Annotated in this window: 15 protein-coding genes; 5 read left to right on the top strand and 10 right to left on the bottom strand. The window is 32.8% G+C overall.

The window, feature by feature from the left end:
• Positions 1-222 precede the first annotated feature (222 nt).
• The 4 genes from SHI72_RS18080 to SHI72_RS18065 all read left to right on the top strand — a co-directional run bounded on the left by SHI72_RS18080 (position 223) and on the right by SHI72_RS18065 (position 6,818).
• A complete protein-coding gene (locus tag SHI72_RS18080; protein ID WP_323490920.1) occupies positions 223-1,395 on the top strand; it encodes an efflux RND transporter periplasmic adaptor subunit in 1,173 nt (390 codons plus the stop codon).
• Positions 1,396-1,724: 329 nt separating this feature from the next.
• On the top strand, positions 1,725-4,838 hold the full coding sequence (locus SHI72_RS18075) for a CusA/CzcA family heavy metal efflux RND transporter (RefSeq protein WP_323490919.1): 3,114 nt from the start codon (positions 1,725-1,727) through the stop codon (positions 4,836-4,838).
• A gap of 11 nt (positions 4,839-4,849) precedes the next feature.
• A complete protein-coding gene (locus tag SHI72_RS18070; protein ID WP_323490918.1) occupies positions 4,850-6,142 on the top strand; it encodes a TolC family protein in 1,293 nt (430 codons plus the stop codon).
• Between the two features lie 16 nt (positions 6,143-6,158).
• Entirely contained in the window at positions 6,159-6,818 is a 660-nt protein-coding gene (locus tag SHI72_RS18065) for an outer membrane beta-barrel protein (RefSeq protein WP_323490917.1), read from the top strand.
• Between the two features lie 474 nt (positions 6,819-7,292).
• Here the strand turns inward: SHI72_RS18065 and SHI72_RS18060 are convergent, their stop codons facing one another.
• The 3 genes from SHI72_RS18060 to SHI72_RS18050 form a co-directional block, all read right to left on the bottom strand.
• Positions 7,293-8,675, bottom strand: a complete 1,383-nt coding sequence (locus tag SHI72_RS18060; protein WP_323490916.1) for a PepSY-associated TM helix domain-containing protein — start codon at positions 8,673-8,675, stop codon at positions 7,293-7,295.
• 281 nt (positions 8,676-8,956) lie between these two features.
• Positions 8,957-10,189 carry a DUF4374 domain-containing protein gene (locus tag SHI72_RS18055; RefSeq protein ID WP_086895606.1) on the bottom strand — a complete coding sequence of 411 codons (1,233 nt, stop codon included), beginning with the start codon at positions 10,187-10,189 and terminating at the stop codon, positions 8,957-8,959.
• A gap of 26 nt (positions 10,190-10,215) precedes the next feature.
• Positions 10,216-12,612 (bottom strand): TonB-dependent receptor, encoded by a 2,397-nt coding sequence (locus SHI72_RS18050; RefSeq protein ID WP_086895607.1) that lies wholly within the window; start codon positions 12,610-12,612, stop codon positions 10,216-10,218.
• Between the two features lie 108 nt (positions 12,613-12,720).
• Here SHI72_RS18050 and SHI72_RS18045 point away from each other — a divergent pair, with 108 nt between their 5' ends.
• Entirely contained in the window at positions 12,721-13,752 is a 1,032-nt protein-coding gene (locus tag SHI72_RS18045) for an AraC family transcriptional regulator (RefSeq protein ID WP_323490915.1), read from the top strand.
• A 299-nt stretch (positions 13,753-14,051) separates the two neighbouring features.
• On the opposite strand, the gene rclC is transcribed toward SHI72_RS18045, so the two are convergent.
• The 7 genes from rclC to SHI72_RS18010 all read right to left on the bottom strand — a co-directional run bounded on the left by rclC (position 14,052) and on the right by SHI72_RS18010 (position 18,048).
• A complete protein-coding gene (gene rclC / locus SHI72_RS18040) occupies positions 14,052-14,609 on the bottom strand; it encodes a reactive chlorine resistance membrane protein RclC (RefSeq protein WP_323490914.1) in 558 nt (185 codons plus the stop codon).
• A gap of 82 nt (positions 14,610-14,691) precedes the next feature.
• The gene (locus SHI72_RS18035) at positions 14,692-15,540 is read right to left on the bottom strand and encodes a helix-turn-helix domain-containing protein (RefSeq protein ID WP_323490913.1); all 849 of its coding nucleotides are present in this window, start codon (positions 15,538-15,540) and stop codon (positions 14,692-14,694) included.
• Between the two features lie 7 nt (positions 15,541-15,547).
• Positions 15,548-15,895 carry a hypothetical protein gene (locus SHI72_RS18030; RefSeq protein WP_323490912.1) on the bottom strand — a complete coding sequence of 116 codons (348 nt, stop codon included), beginning with the start codon at positions 15,893-15,895 and terminating at the stop codon, positions 15,548-15,550.
• A gap of 106 nt (positions 15,896-16,001) precedes the next feature.
• Positions 16,002-16,241, bottom strand: a complete 240-nt coding sequence (locus SHI72_RS18025; RefSeq protein ID WP_323490911.1) for a hypothetical protein — start codon at positions 16,239-16,241, stop codon at positions 16,002-16,004.
• Positions 16,242-16,329: 88 nt separating this feature from the next.
• Complete coding sequence (locus SHI72_RS18020) at positions 16,330-16,572, bottom strand: hypothetical protein (RefSeq protein ID WP_039114033.1); 243 nt, start codon at positions 16,570-16,572, stop codon at positions 16,330-16,332.
• A gap of 281 nt (positions 16,573-16,853) precedes the next feature.
• The gene (locus SHI72_RS18015; RefSeq protein ID WP_323490910.1) at positions 16,854-17,636 is read right to left on the bottom strand and encodes a hypothetical protein; all 783 of its coding nucleotides are present in this window, start codon (positions 17,634-17,636) and stop codon (positions 16,854-16,856) included.
• Positions 17,637-17,835: 199 nt separating this feature from the next.
• Positions 17,836-18,048, bottom strand: coding sequence for a DUF5808 domain-containing protein (locus SHI72_RS18010; RefSeq protein ID WP_039114031.1), 213 nt, complete (start codon positions 18,046-18,048; stop codon positions 17,836-17,838).
• Between the last annotated feature and the right edge of the window lie 16 nt (positions 18,049-18,064).

The raw sequence follows: 18,064 nt of genomic DNA, 5'->3' as shown, positions 1-18,064 counted from the left end.
TGCAGATATGTCTTTGACTTTTTCGCAGCAGCGAGTTAAAATCAAAAAATCATGTCAAAAATCTTCTTTAAAATTCCACCCAAAAAAATAAATGCTGAGTAAAAATTAGCATTAAAAACTCCAAAATCAATTTTTAATCTGACTTGTATCTCGGCTTTTCTGAGACATAGTCCTCTTATCGCTTGTTAATTCAATTCGTAAAATATATTAATAAAAACTACTATGATTCATAAAAGAAACCTGAACTGCAGAATCCAGATATTTAAAAGCTTAAACAGAAAATTAGAATATCCGAATATGATACTTTTTCTGATACTGATAACCATTTTCACTGCTTGCAATGATAAAAAAACGGCAACCGAAAATGAAAATTATTCTCTAAAAGGGGACACAATTATAGTTCCTGCTACATCGACAATTGCTCCCAAATTAAAACTTGAAACGGTCAAGAATGAACCTTATCAATTAGAATTAATAACGGCAGGAACTGTAAAAGCGATTCCGAATTTTTATGCCGAAATCGCACCTCCCTTTTCTGGAAGAGTCACCAAAGTATATTTAAAACTAGGAATGAAAACTCAAGCTGGTACACCGCTTTTTGAGATGGTTTCACCTGATTTTATCGATGCACAAAAGAACTTCTTTCAGGCAAAATCAGCTTATCAAGTTGCTAAACTTTCCTTAAAACGCCAGCAGGATTTAAAGGCAAATGGTGTGGGTTCGCAAAAAGATTTAGAAGAAGCCGAAACCAACTTTGAAGTCAATGAAAAAGAATACCAAAATGCGGTTGCAAGTCTAAAAATATTTGGTGTAAATGTAAATAAACTAGTTTTTGGACAACCACTTATAATCACCTCTCCGATTGCTGGTGAAGTTATAACCAATGAAGTCGTAATGGGACAATACATAAAAGCTGATGATATGCCTAAAGCAAAAGTTGCCGATTTAAAAAAGGTATGGGTTGCAGGACAGGTTAAAGAAAAAGATATTCGGTTTATACATGAATTAGACGGTGCCGAAATTCAGGTTGCCTCTTATCCAGATAAAAAAATTACAGGAAAAATATATCATGTCGATGAAATGGTCGACGAAGCCACCCGAAGCGTACAAGTATTAATAGAATGTGTTAATAATGATCACGCTCTTAAACCGGGAATGTATGTAACAGTGAAATTTATTGATACTCCCGAAAATACTTTGTTTGTTCCTGCTAAAGCGGTGCTGCAATTTAACGACAAAAGTTTTGTACTTGTACAGATTGCCAAAGGAAAATACACCAGACGTTATGTAGAAACAGGAATTTCGAACAAAGGAAAAATAGTAATATTATCTGGATTAAAACCAAATGAGTCAATTATAAGCGAAGGAGCTTTTTATCTGCTTGAAGCGAAGTAAAAGTGTTTAGTACAAGTATTCAGTACTAGTATTCAGTCTCAGAATCTTAAACTTTACAATAGCTTTTTTAATCAGTTGCAGAAAAAATTAACCGCAAAGTGAGCAAAGGTTTACGCAAAGCTCGCAAAGTTCGCCCCCAATATTGTCATTTCGACGAAGAAGAAATCTCTATAAGTGGCTCGACAATGATTATGGAGTTTCTCGCGAAGATTTCTCCTTCGTCGAAATGACAAACGAGACGAAATGACAAACGACACGAGATATCTATAATAAAAAAGCACTCAGCCTTAGAACCTTAGTTCCTCAGAAGCTTAGAAACTTACAACAAAATGAAACAAAATATATTTGAAACAACAATAGCAAAACGCTGGCTGATTCTGGCGTTATTTTTACTCCTCTCCTTATTTGGATATTATTCATGGACACAACTCTCTGTAGAAGCTTATCCTGATATTGGCGATGTAACCTCGCAAGTGGTAACACAAGTTCCGGGGTTGGCAGCCGAAGAAATAGAACAGCAAATTACTATTCCGATAGAACGTGCTATAAATGGTTTACCCGGAATGCATGTTATGCGAAGCAAAAGCACTTTTGGCTTATCTATGGTGACTATTGTTTTTGATGATGGTGTCGAAGATTACTTTGCACGAACAAGAATTCAGGAACGTTTAAACGATGTCGAATTACCTTATGGAGCAACACCAGGTTTGGATCCACTTACCTCTCCTACGGGTGAAATTTACCGTTATATTATTGAGAGTAAAAGCCATGATTTACGAGAATTAAGCGAATTACAAGAATACACTATTATCCCGAGAATAAAACAGGTTTCGGGTGTTGCCGATGTGACAAATTTTGGCGGAATCACTACCCAATATCAAGTGGAACTTGATCCTCGCAAAATAGAACAATATGGTTTATCACTAAGTGAAGTAACCGAAACTATCGAAAAGAATAATGCCAATGTAGGCGGAAGTGTTATTAATCGCGGAGATCAATCGTATGTTGTACGCGGAATAGGTTTGGTGAAAAATCTGGAAGATATTGGACGCATTGTGGTGAAATCTGTAAATGGTGTTCCTATTTATCTCAATGATATTGGTACATTAAAATACGGAAATCTTGAGCGCAAAGGTGCACTAGGTTATTCAGACAAACGTGGTGCTGATTATTCCGATAATATTGAAGGAATTGTGCTTTTGCTAAAAAACCAAAATCCATCTGTTGTATTAAAAGGTGTAAACGAAGCTGTAGATGATTTAAACAAAAATTACCTTCCCGAAGGTGTTCAGATTCATGCTTTTTTAGACAGAACCGAATTGGTTGATACTACTCTTACAACCGTTTCGCATACTCTTCTCGAAGGAATGGCACTGGTTATTATTGTATTAATTGTTTTTCTGGGTAGTTGGAGAGGTGCACTATTAGTTGCTATTACAATTCCTATTTCGCTTTTAATTGCTTTTATCTTAATGAAATTAACCAATATTCCTGCCAATTTACTTTCGTTGGGAGCAATAGATTTTGGAATTATTGCAGATGGAGCAATCGTAATGATGGAAACTATTCTGAAAAAACGAGAGGATAATGAAGAGGAAGAACTCACTGAGAGAAGCATTGCCGAGAGAGTAAAAAGTGTGGCTCGTCCTATATTTTTTGCCACCTTGATTATTATTACAGCTTACTTACCCCTATTTGCTTTTGAACGTGTAGAGAAAAAACTATTTACACCAATGGCATTTACAGTTGGTTATGCTCTTTTTGGGGCATTATTGGTAGCGTTGTTACTTATTCCGGGATTGGCTTATTCTATCTATCGCAAACCTCAAAAAATGTATCATAATAAGTGGTTGGATAAACTGACTAATGCTTATCATAATCGGATTTTAAAAATAATGAAGACTCCAAAAAGGGTATTTGCTCCTTTAATTAGTGTGTTATCTCTTGCTTTTATTCTTACTATAATGGTCGGGAAAGATTTTTTACCACCATTAGATGAAGGTTCGATTTGGTTGCAGGTTTCATTACCTCCGGGGATTACTTTAGAGAAATCGAAAGAAATGAGTGATACACTTCGCCATCGAACTTTAAAACATGATGAAGTAACTTATATGATGGTTCAGGCAGGACGCAATGATGATGGAACAGATGCTTGGACTCCTTCGCATTACGAATGCAGCATCGGTTTAAAACCGTATAATCAATGGAAATCGGGTAAAACCAAAGCCGATCTTATCAAAGAACTTGCTGCGGAATATGCTACAATGCCAGGATATAATGTTGGTTTTTCGCAACCTATGATTGATGGAGTAATGGATAAAATCTCTGGAGCACACAGCGAATTAGTCGTAAAAATATATGGAGAGGATTATAAGGAAACCCGCCGAATTGCCGAAGATATTATTAAAACGCTACAAGGTGTAAAAGGTGCTGTAGATCTTGCTATAGATCAAGAACCTCCATTGCCGCAAATACAGGTTATTGCCGACCGTCAGAAAATTGCGCAGTATGGACTTAATGTAGATGATGTATCAGAATTGATAGAAGTTGCAATGGGTGGAAAAGCAGTTTCGCAAATTTTTGTAGGCAATAAATTCTATGATATCATAACGAGGTATAATGAAGAAAGTCGTAACAATCCTGAAAAAATAGGAAACTTAATGTTGACTAATTCCGAAGGTATTAAAATTCCATTATCTCAAGTATGCGATATCAAACTTAATACTGGAGAAAGTACAATTGCCCGTGAAATGAACAAACGCCATCTTACTGTTCGGTTAAACTTAAGAGGAACCGATTTGGGTTCTTTCCTAACCGAAGCACAATCTAAAATTGAAGAAAAAGTAAAATATGACCACGAACAGTTTAAAATAAAATGGGGCGGACAATTTGAGAATCAAGAACGAGCATATAGTCATTTGGCAATAATAGTTCCTCTAGCCTTAGCACTAATGTTTGTACTACTATATGGTGCATTTGGGAAATTCCGTCAGGCAGGATTATTAATGAGTATAGTTCCGCTGGCATTGTTTGGAGGGATGCTAGCGCTAAATGTTCGTGGCATGACGCTCAATGTATCATCTGCAGTAGGTTTTATTGCCTTGTTTGGGGTTGCGATACAAAACGGAGTCATAATGATTTCGCACATTAATCAGCTTCGCAAAAGCGGAATGCATTTACTAAGTGCCGTAACAAATGGTGCAAAACAACGCTTTCGTCCTGTATTAATGACTGCAACTGTTGCCGTATTAGGATTATTACCCGCATCATTAGCAACAGGCATTGGTAGCGATGTACAACGACCTCTTGCAACTGTAATTGTTTACGGACTGCTGTTCTCTACAATCTTAACATTATTTGTTTTACCGTCACTTTATTATCTCATAGAGAAAAAAATTGATCAGGAAAATGAAGTAATGCAACATGAAATCGATAATAAATAAAACGATATATTATGATTAAAAATATAAAACATAAATGGGTAATTCTTTTGTTACTGCTGAGTATTTCGGCAGTTTCAAATGCCCAGATCGATACCACATTTACAAGCATAAAAATAAACTATCCTGATTTTCTGTCTTTGGTTAATAAAAACAATTTAGACTATGCAGCCGAGAAATTTAATGTAAATATAGCCGAAGCGAATGTAGAAGCATCGAAAGTTTTTCCTGATCCTGAACTCGCTATTGGAGCAAGTGATAATGGGCAACGCAGAATGCAAATGGGTTATGGTTTTTCGGCAGAATTAAGTTGGACATTAGAACTTGGCGGAAAACGGAAAGCGCGCATAAATGTATCTAAAAGTACAAATGAACTCACGAAAGCTTTACTAGAAGATTATTTTCGTAATCTACGTGCCGATGCTACTTTAAATTATTTAGCCAGCTTAAAGCAAAAGGAAATTTACAAGGTGCAATTAAACTCTTATACTATTCTTAAAAATATAGCTGTTGCAGATAGTATTCGGTTTAAGTTGGGTAGTATAACCGAAATTGATGCTCGCCAGAGTAAACTCGAAGCCAATGCTATGCTCAATGAGGTCTATCAAAGTGAAGCCGATTGGAAAACAGCTTTATTAGAACTGGGTACTATGGTTGGGAATCAAAAAGCCGATACATTGTATTCGTCTTCGGGTGATTTAGCCAAGTTTGATCGTTTATTTGATTTAAATGAACTTATAATTTCTGCCGAAAATAATCGAGCTGATTTATTAGCAGCACTTAAAAACAGAAATGTATCGCAGGATATTTTAAAATTAGCCAAAGCAAATAGAGTTCTCGACCTTGGAGTAAATATGGGAGTAGAAAGTGCCTCTGTGGTAACTAATAGTGTTGCTCCTACTCCATCATCGGGAGCCGTTTCGGGAGGTATTAGTATTCCTCTTAAATTTTCTAATCGAAATCGTGGAGAATTAAAAGCAGCTGAATTTAGCGTACAGCAAGCCGATGTATTGTATAAACAAACGGAATTACAAATCCAGATTGAAGTACGAAAAGCATGGTTTAATTATCTCACCACACAAAAACAAGTACGCCAATTTAATACTGGTTTATTAGCCGATGCGCAACGTTTGCTCGATGGAAAGGTTTATAGCTACAAACGTGGAGAAACCAGTTTACTCGAGGTATTAAACGCGCAACGAACCTATAATGAAACTCAACTTAATTATTATGAAACCCTATATAATTATGCTGCAGCACTGGTTGAACTAGAAAAAGCAGCAGGTATTTGGGATATTAATTTTTAAAATAATACAGATAACAATGAAAAATACATATACAATTTGCATCATGCTTTTTTTTATACTCAAAATTAGCGCGCAACAAGGTGGTCTCACCTTTGGAATAAGTGGTAGCATAAACTGGACATCATTAACAGGTAGAGATATTGACAGTTTATCTAATGATGGATCTCAGAAAAGTTTAATCGGACAATCAATCGGGATTACGCTCGACAATAAAACATCTAAATACTTCGGACTGAAACACGAATTATTTTACAGCCAGCGAATAATGTCTATCAAAATTGATGATGGAATAAATCCCGAATTCTCAAGTAAATTTAAACGTCAGTATATTGATATATTTCCTGTTAGTCCAACTTTATATTACAAAGGATTACAAGTTTATGCAGGACCATATCTGGGCATTTTATTGAATGCTTCCATACAACGTAAAGGTGCCGATGGAAACCTATATACCGATAAATCGATGTATGGTTCTGGCGAAGCTTCTAGTAATTATAGTCAGAAAATGGATGCTGGGTTTGTTGCAGGTTTAAATTATGAATTCAAAAATGGAATTAATCTTGGCGGAAGATTTATTCGTGGCTTTGTGCCAATAATAGAAAATGCTAACACAAAACAACAATGGAAAATTTACAATGAAAGTTTTTTTGTTACCATAGGATATAGTTTTTATTAAGTTACTAAGGTTCTGAGGTACTAAGGTTCTGAGAGGCAAAGGGACAAAGGTTTCTTGTATTGCGAATAAAAAAGGTTCATAGGTTTTCTGTAGAGGCGCACCGCAGTGCGTCTTCAATAGATATTAAAGATTAAAATCTTTGCGTCCTTTGCGTAAACCCTTGCGACCTTTGCGGTTAATTTTTTTGCCACAGATTAAAAAGGATTAAAAAGATTTTTTACCATTAAGGGATTAAGAAAAGTTAAGTTTTGTCCTTAATGGAACTTAATGGCTTAATGGCTAGTTTTTTTTACCACAAACTTGTCTTTCTGAGGAACGAAGAAACTCCACAATCTTTGTCGAGTTTCTTGCGGAGATTTCTCCTTTGTCGAAATGACAATATTGGGGATTTTCTATAAATATAACGTCCCGTTGGGACTTGTTCATAATGAAACCTAATTTTCTTAATCCCTTAATGGTAAAAAAATATTTTATCTAAAATGACATTTCTTCTTCTAGCACTTTTGGTGCTGGAACAGCTTTAGAAGCTACTTTGGGCGTTGGGGTTGCTTTTCCTTTTTTGCTGAATTTTTGTTTTCCCCACCAAATTAAAAATCCTGTAATAGGTAAACTGGCAGAAATTAAACTTGCAAAAAAAGCTAAAATTTTTCCTGTAAGTCCCAAGACTGCTCCTACGTGAATATCATAATTCATTCGGCGTATTTTATCTGGAACGCTGGCATCTTCATACTTTCCAGAAAAAGGGGTTTTGATTGTAATGTCTTTGAGTGATTGCTGATCGAAACTATAGCGATCCATATTGTAAAAAGTATTGCTTTTTTTGTAAACAAAAGCTCCAATAGGATCTGATGGTTTTTCGGGCATTGATATTAAAATCCCAGCTGCCTGAGGACTTTCTTTTACTAATTTAAGCATCACTTTATCTACTGTAGAAACATGAAATGCTTTAACGGTTGTTGTATCTGATTTAGGTGATTCTCTATTTTCTACTAATGGTTTTCCTCCAGAAGTTACCCAATATAATGATTTGCTAAACCAGCCAAAACTCCAAACTAAACCTGTTAATGAAATAAATAATAGAAAAAACATGCTGTAAAAACCAAGTACATTATGCATATCATAATTTACACGTTTAAAACTAGCCGACCATTTAATTTTGAAACTCTTATCACGGATCGATTTAATCCATTTTGTTGGCCACCATAAAACTATTCCAGTAATTAATATTACTACAAAAATTAAAATAGCAACTCCTACAATAGGACGACCAATATCATAAGGCAACCATAAAGCACGGTGTCCGTTAAGCATGAATCTAAAAAAATCTGGATCTTCTCTAGAAAATGCTTTAACATTAAGAACTTGTCCTGTATAAGGATTCATATACACATTAAAAGTAGTACCGCTTCGTCTTTTTTTACGTTTTGGTTCTTTATCTTTAGGCTTGTCATTTGAAGCCAGATTACCAGCTTTTGCTTGTTTTTTCTCTTTTTGTGCTTCTTCTTCCTTTCCTTTATTATCTTCTTTCTTTTCTTTTTTAGCAACAAAATATCCCACAATTGCTGCTTCGTCTTTTTCTCCAAAAGTAACACTAGTGGCTTTTTTGCCTTTCATTTCCTTATCGGCAATACTTATAAGTTGCGATGGCAACAAATAGGCTTTTTCTTGTGGAGTTACAAAACGCCAATCTTCTATAAAATCTTTTATTTCATGCTCAAAAACGTACATGCAGCCAGTAAGACTGACAATCACCACAATGATACCAGATCCTAATCCTAACCACAAATGCAGCCAGGCTGCAGTGCGTTTGAAAAGTGACTTTTTACTTTTTTTCTTTTTTTGAGTAGAAGTAGACATGTTTTTGAAATCTATAAAAATTATGTAATAAGAACCATAAGCTCTAAAGGCAAAAGGTTAGCAAAAAATAACATCCTGAAAACGCAAATTTATAAATTTACTTTTATTTAATAAGACTAATTATAAATAATTTTTATGTCAGAATAGCAATAATTTATCACTTAAATTATCTTTATACACCTATGCTTACAGGGCTTACTAAGGATTAGTAAACAAGTTTTATGTTGTTTACTAAATTTATAAAATGCCGTTTCAAAATTGAAACGGCATTTTTAATCACATTAATATTTTAATTTAGCAATAGCTGTAATTTCTCCACCTTCTACTTTCATACCTTTAGTAGCAACTCCTGTTGAACCATTAATTGTATAAATCCAGTTACCATCTGGTGTATTAATACCTAATATAAGTGAGTTATTATCTTCTGTAGTAATATTATAATTTGTGGTAGTTGATTTAATTACCTCAGGTCCATTAGTAACCCACTTAAAAGTTTGAGCGTACACATCGGCTACAGCCAATTTAGCCACTCCGTTATTTTTACCAGCATTACCATACATTTGTAATAACACTTTTCCTTTACCGATATAACTGCTTGAAGAAATTTTATGTCCACCAGATTTTTCTTCTACATTAAAGAAATAAGACTGATCAAATTCTGTAGTTCCTTTTTTAATTTTCAATACCGCAGATGGTTTAGTCGAAGTTATAACATTATTACTTGTTGCAACTGCACTAGAAAAACCGTATGCGTCTCCATTTTCATCTTGGATTAATCCATTTGAAAAGTAATCTCCTAAATAACTTGTACGGTTATCTTTAATTACTTTTTCTAATTTTAATTCTGGGTAGTTATATACTGCAACCCACGTACTATCTGGATATTTAGTTCCGAAGGTATCTACCTCGTCTCCTTTAATACTCATGTATGGCATATATACCTTATCTCCTACCTGTGTTGCCCATGTATAATGTGCTCTTTCTCCGTTTTTAGCCAGTTTTTTGATATCTTGTTGTGCTCCACCCACAATAAGTGATGATGTTGCATCAATTCTATACATAGATGCTATAGATGACGCACCTCTTCTTGGTATTTTTATTGTTAAAATTTCTTTGTTTACTGCTGCAAAAACCTGTACTGTTTCAGCTTGAAAGTTAGATGTTTTAGTCAATTTACCCTCAGCTGTCAATGCATAAGTAGTAACTGCTCCAGGATTTCCTTGTCCGTAAAGTAAACTAAAAAATTTATTCTGGTTTGTAATATAAAAACGGTACGAACCATCTTGCTCTAATCCGTTACCAGTTGTTGTAATAGATCCTTTAGTAATATCATCTGTAGTTAATAAATAATCAGCAATTCCTTCTGCCCCTGTAGTTGCTGTAATAATATATTTTGTTTTTTCTGTTCCTGTGCTTGGTGTTCCTCCATCTGGAGAGCTAGAGTCACTGCTACAAGAAAATGACGTAAAGGCTATTAAAGCAGCGAATATCGCTAATGTGCTAGTTTTTTTCATAATGATTATTGTTTGATTTATTTGAATTATTTATTTGATTTGGTAAAGAAATACCTGAATTTTATATTGAATGAACGACTTGGTTTTTGCAGCGAAAAGTTATCGTAAAGCTTATTGTCTAATACATTTTTACATTCTAAGGCAATATTATATTTACCATCTGCAAAAGTGTATACTGCATTTAAATCATGATTAAATTGTTGCGGTATATCTAGTTTACCATCCTTAATACCTTGGCTTGGCCATGACAAATAATAAGTGTGTACGTATAAAAAATTATAACCAATAGATAAATTATTTCCCTTTTTTATGAAGTCATAAAAGAAAACGGAGGCATCGGCATTACCAAAAAGATAAGGGATATTAGGAACTCTGTCTTTATAATATGCTGATTCAACATTTTTGCCTGGCTCGTATTGTGTCATATTACGAATATTTTGATACGTCATGTTCACACCAGCAGTAAATCTATTTTTATAAGAATATCTCACTTCACCATCTATACCAAAATTTGTAACCCCTTTTTGGTTAACGTTAGTGATCATCGTTTGATTTAAATTCATTTCTGAACGAATAAAATCGGTTGCATCACGATATAAAAAATTCACATCAAATGTCATTGCATTGACTTTCTTGAAGCTAGTTTGATAACTTAATCCAACATTAAAATTATTACTCGTTTCTGGTTTAAGACTACTATTCCCTGCCACATTATCATTAACATTTCCGAATAATTCATCAGGAGTTGGCAATCTGTAACTTTTTTCGAAGGATCCTTTTATCTGTAAATTCTGCTTTAAGTAATAACTGCTTGCAGCACCATATCCAACCAAATTTTTATTATCTGCATGCTCTATATATGCAATATCACCCCAATTCCCCGAAGGGTTATAACTCTCGGAATAGGTATTTCTCAAAGAATAATTTTTAACAAATACTGAAGTACTCCATTTTTCGTTATAATCAAATTTATAACCTGCTCCGATAATATTTTTTTGTGATTTCTTTGGTTGCTGATATAGTAGTGATTCAGGAACTAACTCATCACTTTCTTTACGATTAAATGTGTTAAAAGTGTTGTTCAGCATAAACGAATGTCTATCGTTTAAACGGTAAGTAAAATTTGCTGTAGCGATTCCATTATTGTTTTTGAACTTACGTAACGTACGGCTACGCTCCCCTCCTAAACCAGGTATTACTATATAATCTCCAAACCAGTTATATCTTCGAAAAACAGTATCAACATTTTGTTCTTCTCCAAAATTAAAATTACCAGTAACACTAACATCTAACCCTTTTGTAAAGAAATCTTTTACCTGATATTTTACAGTTGGCATCAAGATATTTCCTTTACCATACACTTGTCCAAATACACTAGTCATACGTGCTCCCGTTTGTATATCAGCTCTATTCTCACCAGCTGTAAAACCAAATAATAATTTATCGGCATATTTTTTTCCAGTTATACCTACATTCAGTATTACGGTTTCATTACGATATTTATCATGAAATCTTCTTACACGAGCATTTGGAAAATAGGCACCCGTATTTAAATCTGCGGCTTCTACATTTACCCAATAATTATTGTCTGAGTAATTCTGAAATGCATTTATCTCGGTAGTAAAGCCACTCTTGGCAGTATATCCTGCATTTATTGTTGTACGATGTGTATTAAATGATCCAAAAGAATATGAAGCATCAAGATATGTACGAGGTTTAGAATTGGTAACAATATTAATGGCTCCACCAAGTGCATCACCACCTAACCAAATAGGCACAACCCCTTTGTAAACTTCGATTCTATCGGCAAGATTTACAGGAATATTATTCAGTTGGAACGATGATCCAAAATTATCCATCGGAACTCCGTCAATAAAAACTTTTATCTGATTCCCTGAAAACCCATTAATAGAAAGCTGCGATTTAGAACCTACTCCTCCTGATTCACGAACACGAACACCCGAAACTCTATCTAAAGCATGTGATAAGTCTAGTGTCGAATTGTGTAGTTTTTTTGCATCGATTGCTGTTACGCTATATGATTGTTTATTTATTTTCTCCGTTTGGGTGCGTCCCATTACTGTTATATTTTCTAATTCGTTTAATTCACTTTCTAAACGAACGGAGAAAATTATTTCGCTTGTCCCCTTAACTTCGATGTGTTTTTTTGAAGTTGAAAACCCTATTGCGGAAACTTTTAAAACATAATTTCCTGCTGCAACATTTTTAAAATTATATTTTCCGTTTTCATCGGACATAATGATAAAATCTGTTTTTTCTAAACTTACTGTTGCAAATGGAATACTCTGTCCTGAACTCTCCGAAATCTGTCCTGAGACTGCTATCCCCTTATTTTGTTGGGCAAATGAAAAGAAGGATACTAAAAAAATTATACTTAAAATTGAAAATTTATGAGTTGACATATGTTTACTTAGACTAATTATAAATAACTTTGCAGCAAAAGTACCACGAACGTCTCCTTTTTATATAGGGAAAAACGGATTATTATTTTGTAAAAACGGATTATTATTTTGAAAATTAAATCGAAACTTCTCAGTCACGAACACCCAATAATTTCTATTGCGGTTTATGATGGCTATGACCCAAAAAGTCACTTGGCAGACGAAAATGTATTTATAAAAAATGAAACTTTAGAAGAAATAAAAAGTCATCATTTAATAACTGATGGTCTTGTGATTCTTGATACTCAAATGTATTTTTCTGAACCACAAACGGCATTATTTGAGATTACTTGTGAATCGATTGTGATGAATTTTATATGCTGTAATAATGTCGAAACCTATATTGATCAACTAGAAACTGAAAAATATTCAAAAGAAAACACTCACAATATTTTCTATACTTCAAATTATAAAGCCACATTTAAAATTCCGCCATTTGAGCAAATAAATTACTTTTCTATCATCTTATCAAAAGATTTTTATTACAATATTATCAATGAAGACTGGGAACTTCATCAAAAATTCTCCAAGAATATTCTCTTAAAGAAATCGAGTTATTTAACTTCAAGATATATTCCTTTTACATCATCGATACAATGGGTTATTCATGAAATTAAAAATTGTAATCGCCAAGGTGCTTTAAAAAGAATGTATATCGAAACTAAAATTAAAGAACTATTAATTTTACAATTGGAAGCCCTTATTGAGAAGGCAATTCCAAAGGATTTAATAGACGAAGAGGATTATACTAAACTACTAGAAGCCAAGTTAATCCTGGATAAAGATTATGTACATGCCCCTACTCTTCCTGAACTCTCGAGAATGATTTCTCTTAATGAATTCAAGCTAAAAAAAGGATTTAAAGCGTGTTTTGGAACTACTGTAAAAAGTTATATTATCGAGCTTAGGATGAAACATGCCAAAGAATTATTTAAATCTAAAACAATAAGTGTTAGCGAAGTAGCTTACAAATGTGGCTATAAAGATGTGTCGCATTTCTCTGCTGCTTTTAAATCTTTCTATGGTTTTTCTCCGCAAAAATTTAAACTTAATTGGAATAAAATTACTTCTTGGTTATCTGGTTTTTTATTACTTGGTTAACATCGTAAAACGTTTATCGTTTGAGTCAATGTCATTAGGTAAAGCTTTATAACAAATTATGACTAAATTTTCGCGCAAAGCCGCAAAGTCGCAGAGAAAATCTATGCTAACTTGGCGGCTTTGCGACTTTGCGAGAGATCTATTCCGTACTGTATTAATTATGTTTTTCTTGACTTTAATGACGATGAACTAAAACAATAGTTATTCATTTTTCTTTACTGAACAACATAATTAATAGAACATACCTAACAGATTTTAAAAACCTTTTGAGATAATCAAATTGCAAAAAAAACTGAAAATTAATTTCTTTGGGTAATTATTCTTTTGGCACAATCGGATGCACATAATAAGCCACCAGCCATCATAATAATGTCTTTAATAACCAATCGTCCTGCTCCTGATAAATAAGGAAATCCATGTGTAGAACTACCCAAATCAGGAACCCAAGTTTCGGGTGTTGTAATTAAAAAAGTTAGTGTAACCAATGCCATACCAGCAGTAAGAATTCCTCCTACAAGTCCTATACGTGCATTAAAAATTCCAAATAAGGTTAACAATCCTATAATTATAATTACTGTGCCCAATATGTACGAAAAAATATAAGTACCGTTCACGTTATGCCATTTGATATTTTCCTCGACTACTTCGCCTTCTTTATTTTTGTGATCTTTATACTCACTCGGATTGTTATAAAAGAAACTCATTAATGGACTATTTGCAACAAAAGGTACAATTCCATCTGCTTCATACTGAAAAGCTTTGAGTCCGCCAATCCATACCATAACAATAAAAATGGCTATTCGCATTAAATTAAAAAACTGATTTTGTAGATTTGATAACGTCGATAATATGTTCATACTTTTATTTGTTAATGATATTTACATTTAAATGCCAAAATTAACTACTCTATGATCTGCTCACAATGGACAAATATGGCTATTACCTAGACGAATCTGCAACGATAGATATACCAACGTTTTCTCGAAATGCAGTTGGTGTAATCCCTGTATGCTTTTTAAAATAACGACTAAAGTAATTTTCATCATCAAAATTTAATTCAGCTGCAATTTGTTTCATGCTTTTATAACTAAGATGAATTAACTTTTTTGCCTCAAGTATAACTCTTTCCTGAATTAATGTAGATGGTGTTTTTAGAAAATAATGCTTACTTAATTTCGAAAAATTATTGGGCGAAATTCCAATTTGCGTAGCATAAAAAGAGGGCTGCCTTTCTTTACGAAAGTTGTTTTCTAATAAATCTTTAAACTGAATTAATGGGTGATGTATGCTCTTTTCTTCTTGAACAAGATTATCTTCCGATTTTATTTTGCTACATAGTGCTAATATCAATTGCAAATAAGAACGCACTACTGCCATAGCATAACTACTAGTATTTTCAAGTTCTATAATTAGTTTCCCTAAAATATAATCTAATTCAATATAATCTTCAGTCGCAAGATTTACATAAGGTTTCTGATAAATATTATTGAATAAAAGTCCGTTACAGGCAACCTCTTTTTTATGATATTCTATACAATAAAAATCACCGTGAAATTGTAATCTTCTGGTTTTAATGGGCTTTTTTGTATCAAAATGAATGATTTGGTATGGTGTTGTAAACAGTATAATTTTACCTTCAAAAGTGTATTCTACCAAATCTACGCTAACTTTTCCATTGCCTTCCAATAGAAAAATACTGTACATTGGTGAACTTCCATTCAGGTTAATATAATCTGTATCGCATTCCTGAACGGTACAATTTTCATGGTCAAATTCGTTATCTTTCATTAATTTTCTATTTATTCTTGCTGTACCATTTTACCTTAAAATAGTTTTCATTTCTAGTTTTATCTACTGAATCATTTTTACGAAGCTTGGTACCAATTGCAACTAATTCCCAAAAAGAAGTTGAATCTTCGGGATATGGAATCTTATAAAAATTAGCTTTATCTCCATATTTACAAATCACGGCATTTATATAATCCAGCACATGAAATGTATTAAAACTTTCTCTAAATTCAGGTCGAACTTCATCATTATTTGCAAAACATACTGCTCCTATAGCATAAGAATCTGATATAAAAGGGATACCAATTATCTTTTCTATCTTACCTAAAACGTCTTTATCAAAGTTAGGAATCATAATGTATTGTGTAAATATTTTTTTTAATTTATGATGAGAAATGGCATTAAAACTAAAAAACCGTTTCAAATTACGAAACGGCTTTTTTATCTTTTTTCAATATTTATTAGCATCCAGTTACACTACCATCCTCTAAAAGTGTTGGTCGGCAAGGTCTTTCTTGAGGACCAATACATGGATAATTAGGATAGTCATAAGGATTAACACCTGGACCTGAAGGCGCCCAGTCACCATCAGAACATCTAGGTACAGATATCGGGCCATTATAACCTTTACCAATTGTGTTTTTTTGTTGATCTTTACTTAGTAATTCTACTCCATTTAAATTCAAAATTGTTTTTAGCATAGTAACTTAAATTATAAAATTTTTAAATTAATCAATCATTTTGAGTCCATTGATTTTTAGACTTTTTAATATAGAGAATCCTATTTATTTAGCATTCAGTTACGGTACCGTCTGCATGAAATGTAGGAAAACAAGGTTCTGTTACTGGTTCAGCAATATCTGCACATGGATAATTAGGGTAATATGCAGGATTAGCTCCTGGAGGTGCCCAATTACCATCTGAACATCTAGGAGTATTTCCCGACCCTCTTTGTCCTTTGCCGACAATGTTTTTTTGTTGATTTTTACTTAGTAATTCTACTCCATTTAAATTCAAAATTGTTTTTAACATAGTAACTTAAATTATAAAATTTTTAGATTCATCAATCATTTTAAGTCCATTGATTTTTAGACTTTTAAGCAATTAAATATAAGAAATTACTTTTAAACTGAAACACTTTTTTTATGTAAATTATCTAATAAAACAATTAAAAAAACTAACTTTTTTTGCGACAAGAAATACCTATAAACAAAAAAAAGCAGCAAACTTACGCTTGCTGCTTTTTTTGAAAATTAACTTATATTATATTAGTTCGGTATTTTCTTTTAGGAACTAAACTTAGAGATTCTATACTAGTACGTATATTCATAAGTTTCTCCATTACTAACTTTTTTCGTCAAGAAATTGTTTGTATCATAAGTGTTCTCATAAGTATGAGTTCCTACAATTACGTCTCCTTCTTTTTCTATTAGTTTAGTAAAATTATTTACTGTATTAGCTTCCTGATCAAAAGCTTCAGAATCTAATAACTGTGCATATCCTAAAATATTTTTAAACGGACTATTTTTAGTATCATACTCAAATAAATTGATACTATCATTAAATTCAACCTTAACTATATTACCACTAGCATCTAAAGTAAATATGCTCGAAGAATCTAATGTTTCTACTTGATCAGTCGAAATTAAAAAAGTAGCAGTCGAAATTGTTCCGTTTGCATTATAGGTATAGTCTTTTCTTCTTTTAGAAGAATTACCAGGTGGAGTTTCCAGATACGATTTTAATTTATTGTTTTCATAAGTAAAAACCGTAGTTGTAACTAATACATTTTCTTCATAATATTCGGTTTTGGTAATTAAATTCCCTGTGTAGGTAAATAAAGTTTTATGACCTCCATCGGATACAAGACTCACAATTTTATTTTCATTATAAGTATAGGTAGTCGTCGAATTTTCTTCTGGATGAGATGCATATGTATACTTCTCTGTTTTAGGTAAAATAACTGTTTCAACGGTAGGAAGGATAGGAATGACAGGAACGTCAGAAATGATAGAAGCAGCATTGTCATCAGTATCACTAGAGCAAGAAGTAAGTACTAAACTTGCAGCACAAAATAAAAGTAAAAGTTTTTTCATTGGTTTTGGGGTTTTAAATTTGGCACAAAAATATAATAATATCTATAATAATAAACTTGTTTTTTATGCTGTTTTAAACTGTACCTCTTTTAATTCTTTTTGTTCTTGAACCGATATCCTAATCCTATTAACACAACCAAAATCGATAAAATAAATATTGAATTATTCATAAAATTTCACTTTCTATTTTAATTATTATTTAATGATATTTTGATAAAATATAAATCACTACAAGTAAGATTAACAAAAAGAAAACTGAATTTGGATTTGCAAAATTTATTGTCCAGCCTAATTGTTTTATTCTCTTTGGAGGAAGTATTCTTTTGTCTTCTTTATTAAAATAAAAAATACCCCATATCCAATTTGATGGATCTTGATGCCACTTATCTTTGGTTTCTTTACTTGGTTCCATAAATTATTAAACTCTT

The organism is Flavobacterium sp. PL02, from assembly GCF_035013205.1.
Classification (GTDB): Bacteria; Bacteroidota; Bacteroidia; order Flavobacteriales; family Flavobacteriaceae; genus Flavobacterium.
This window is presented reverse-complemented; position numbering and strand designations above follow the sequence as displayed.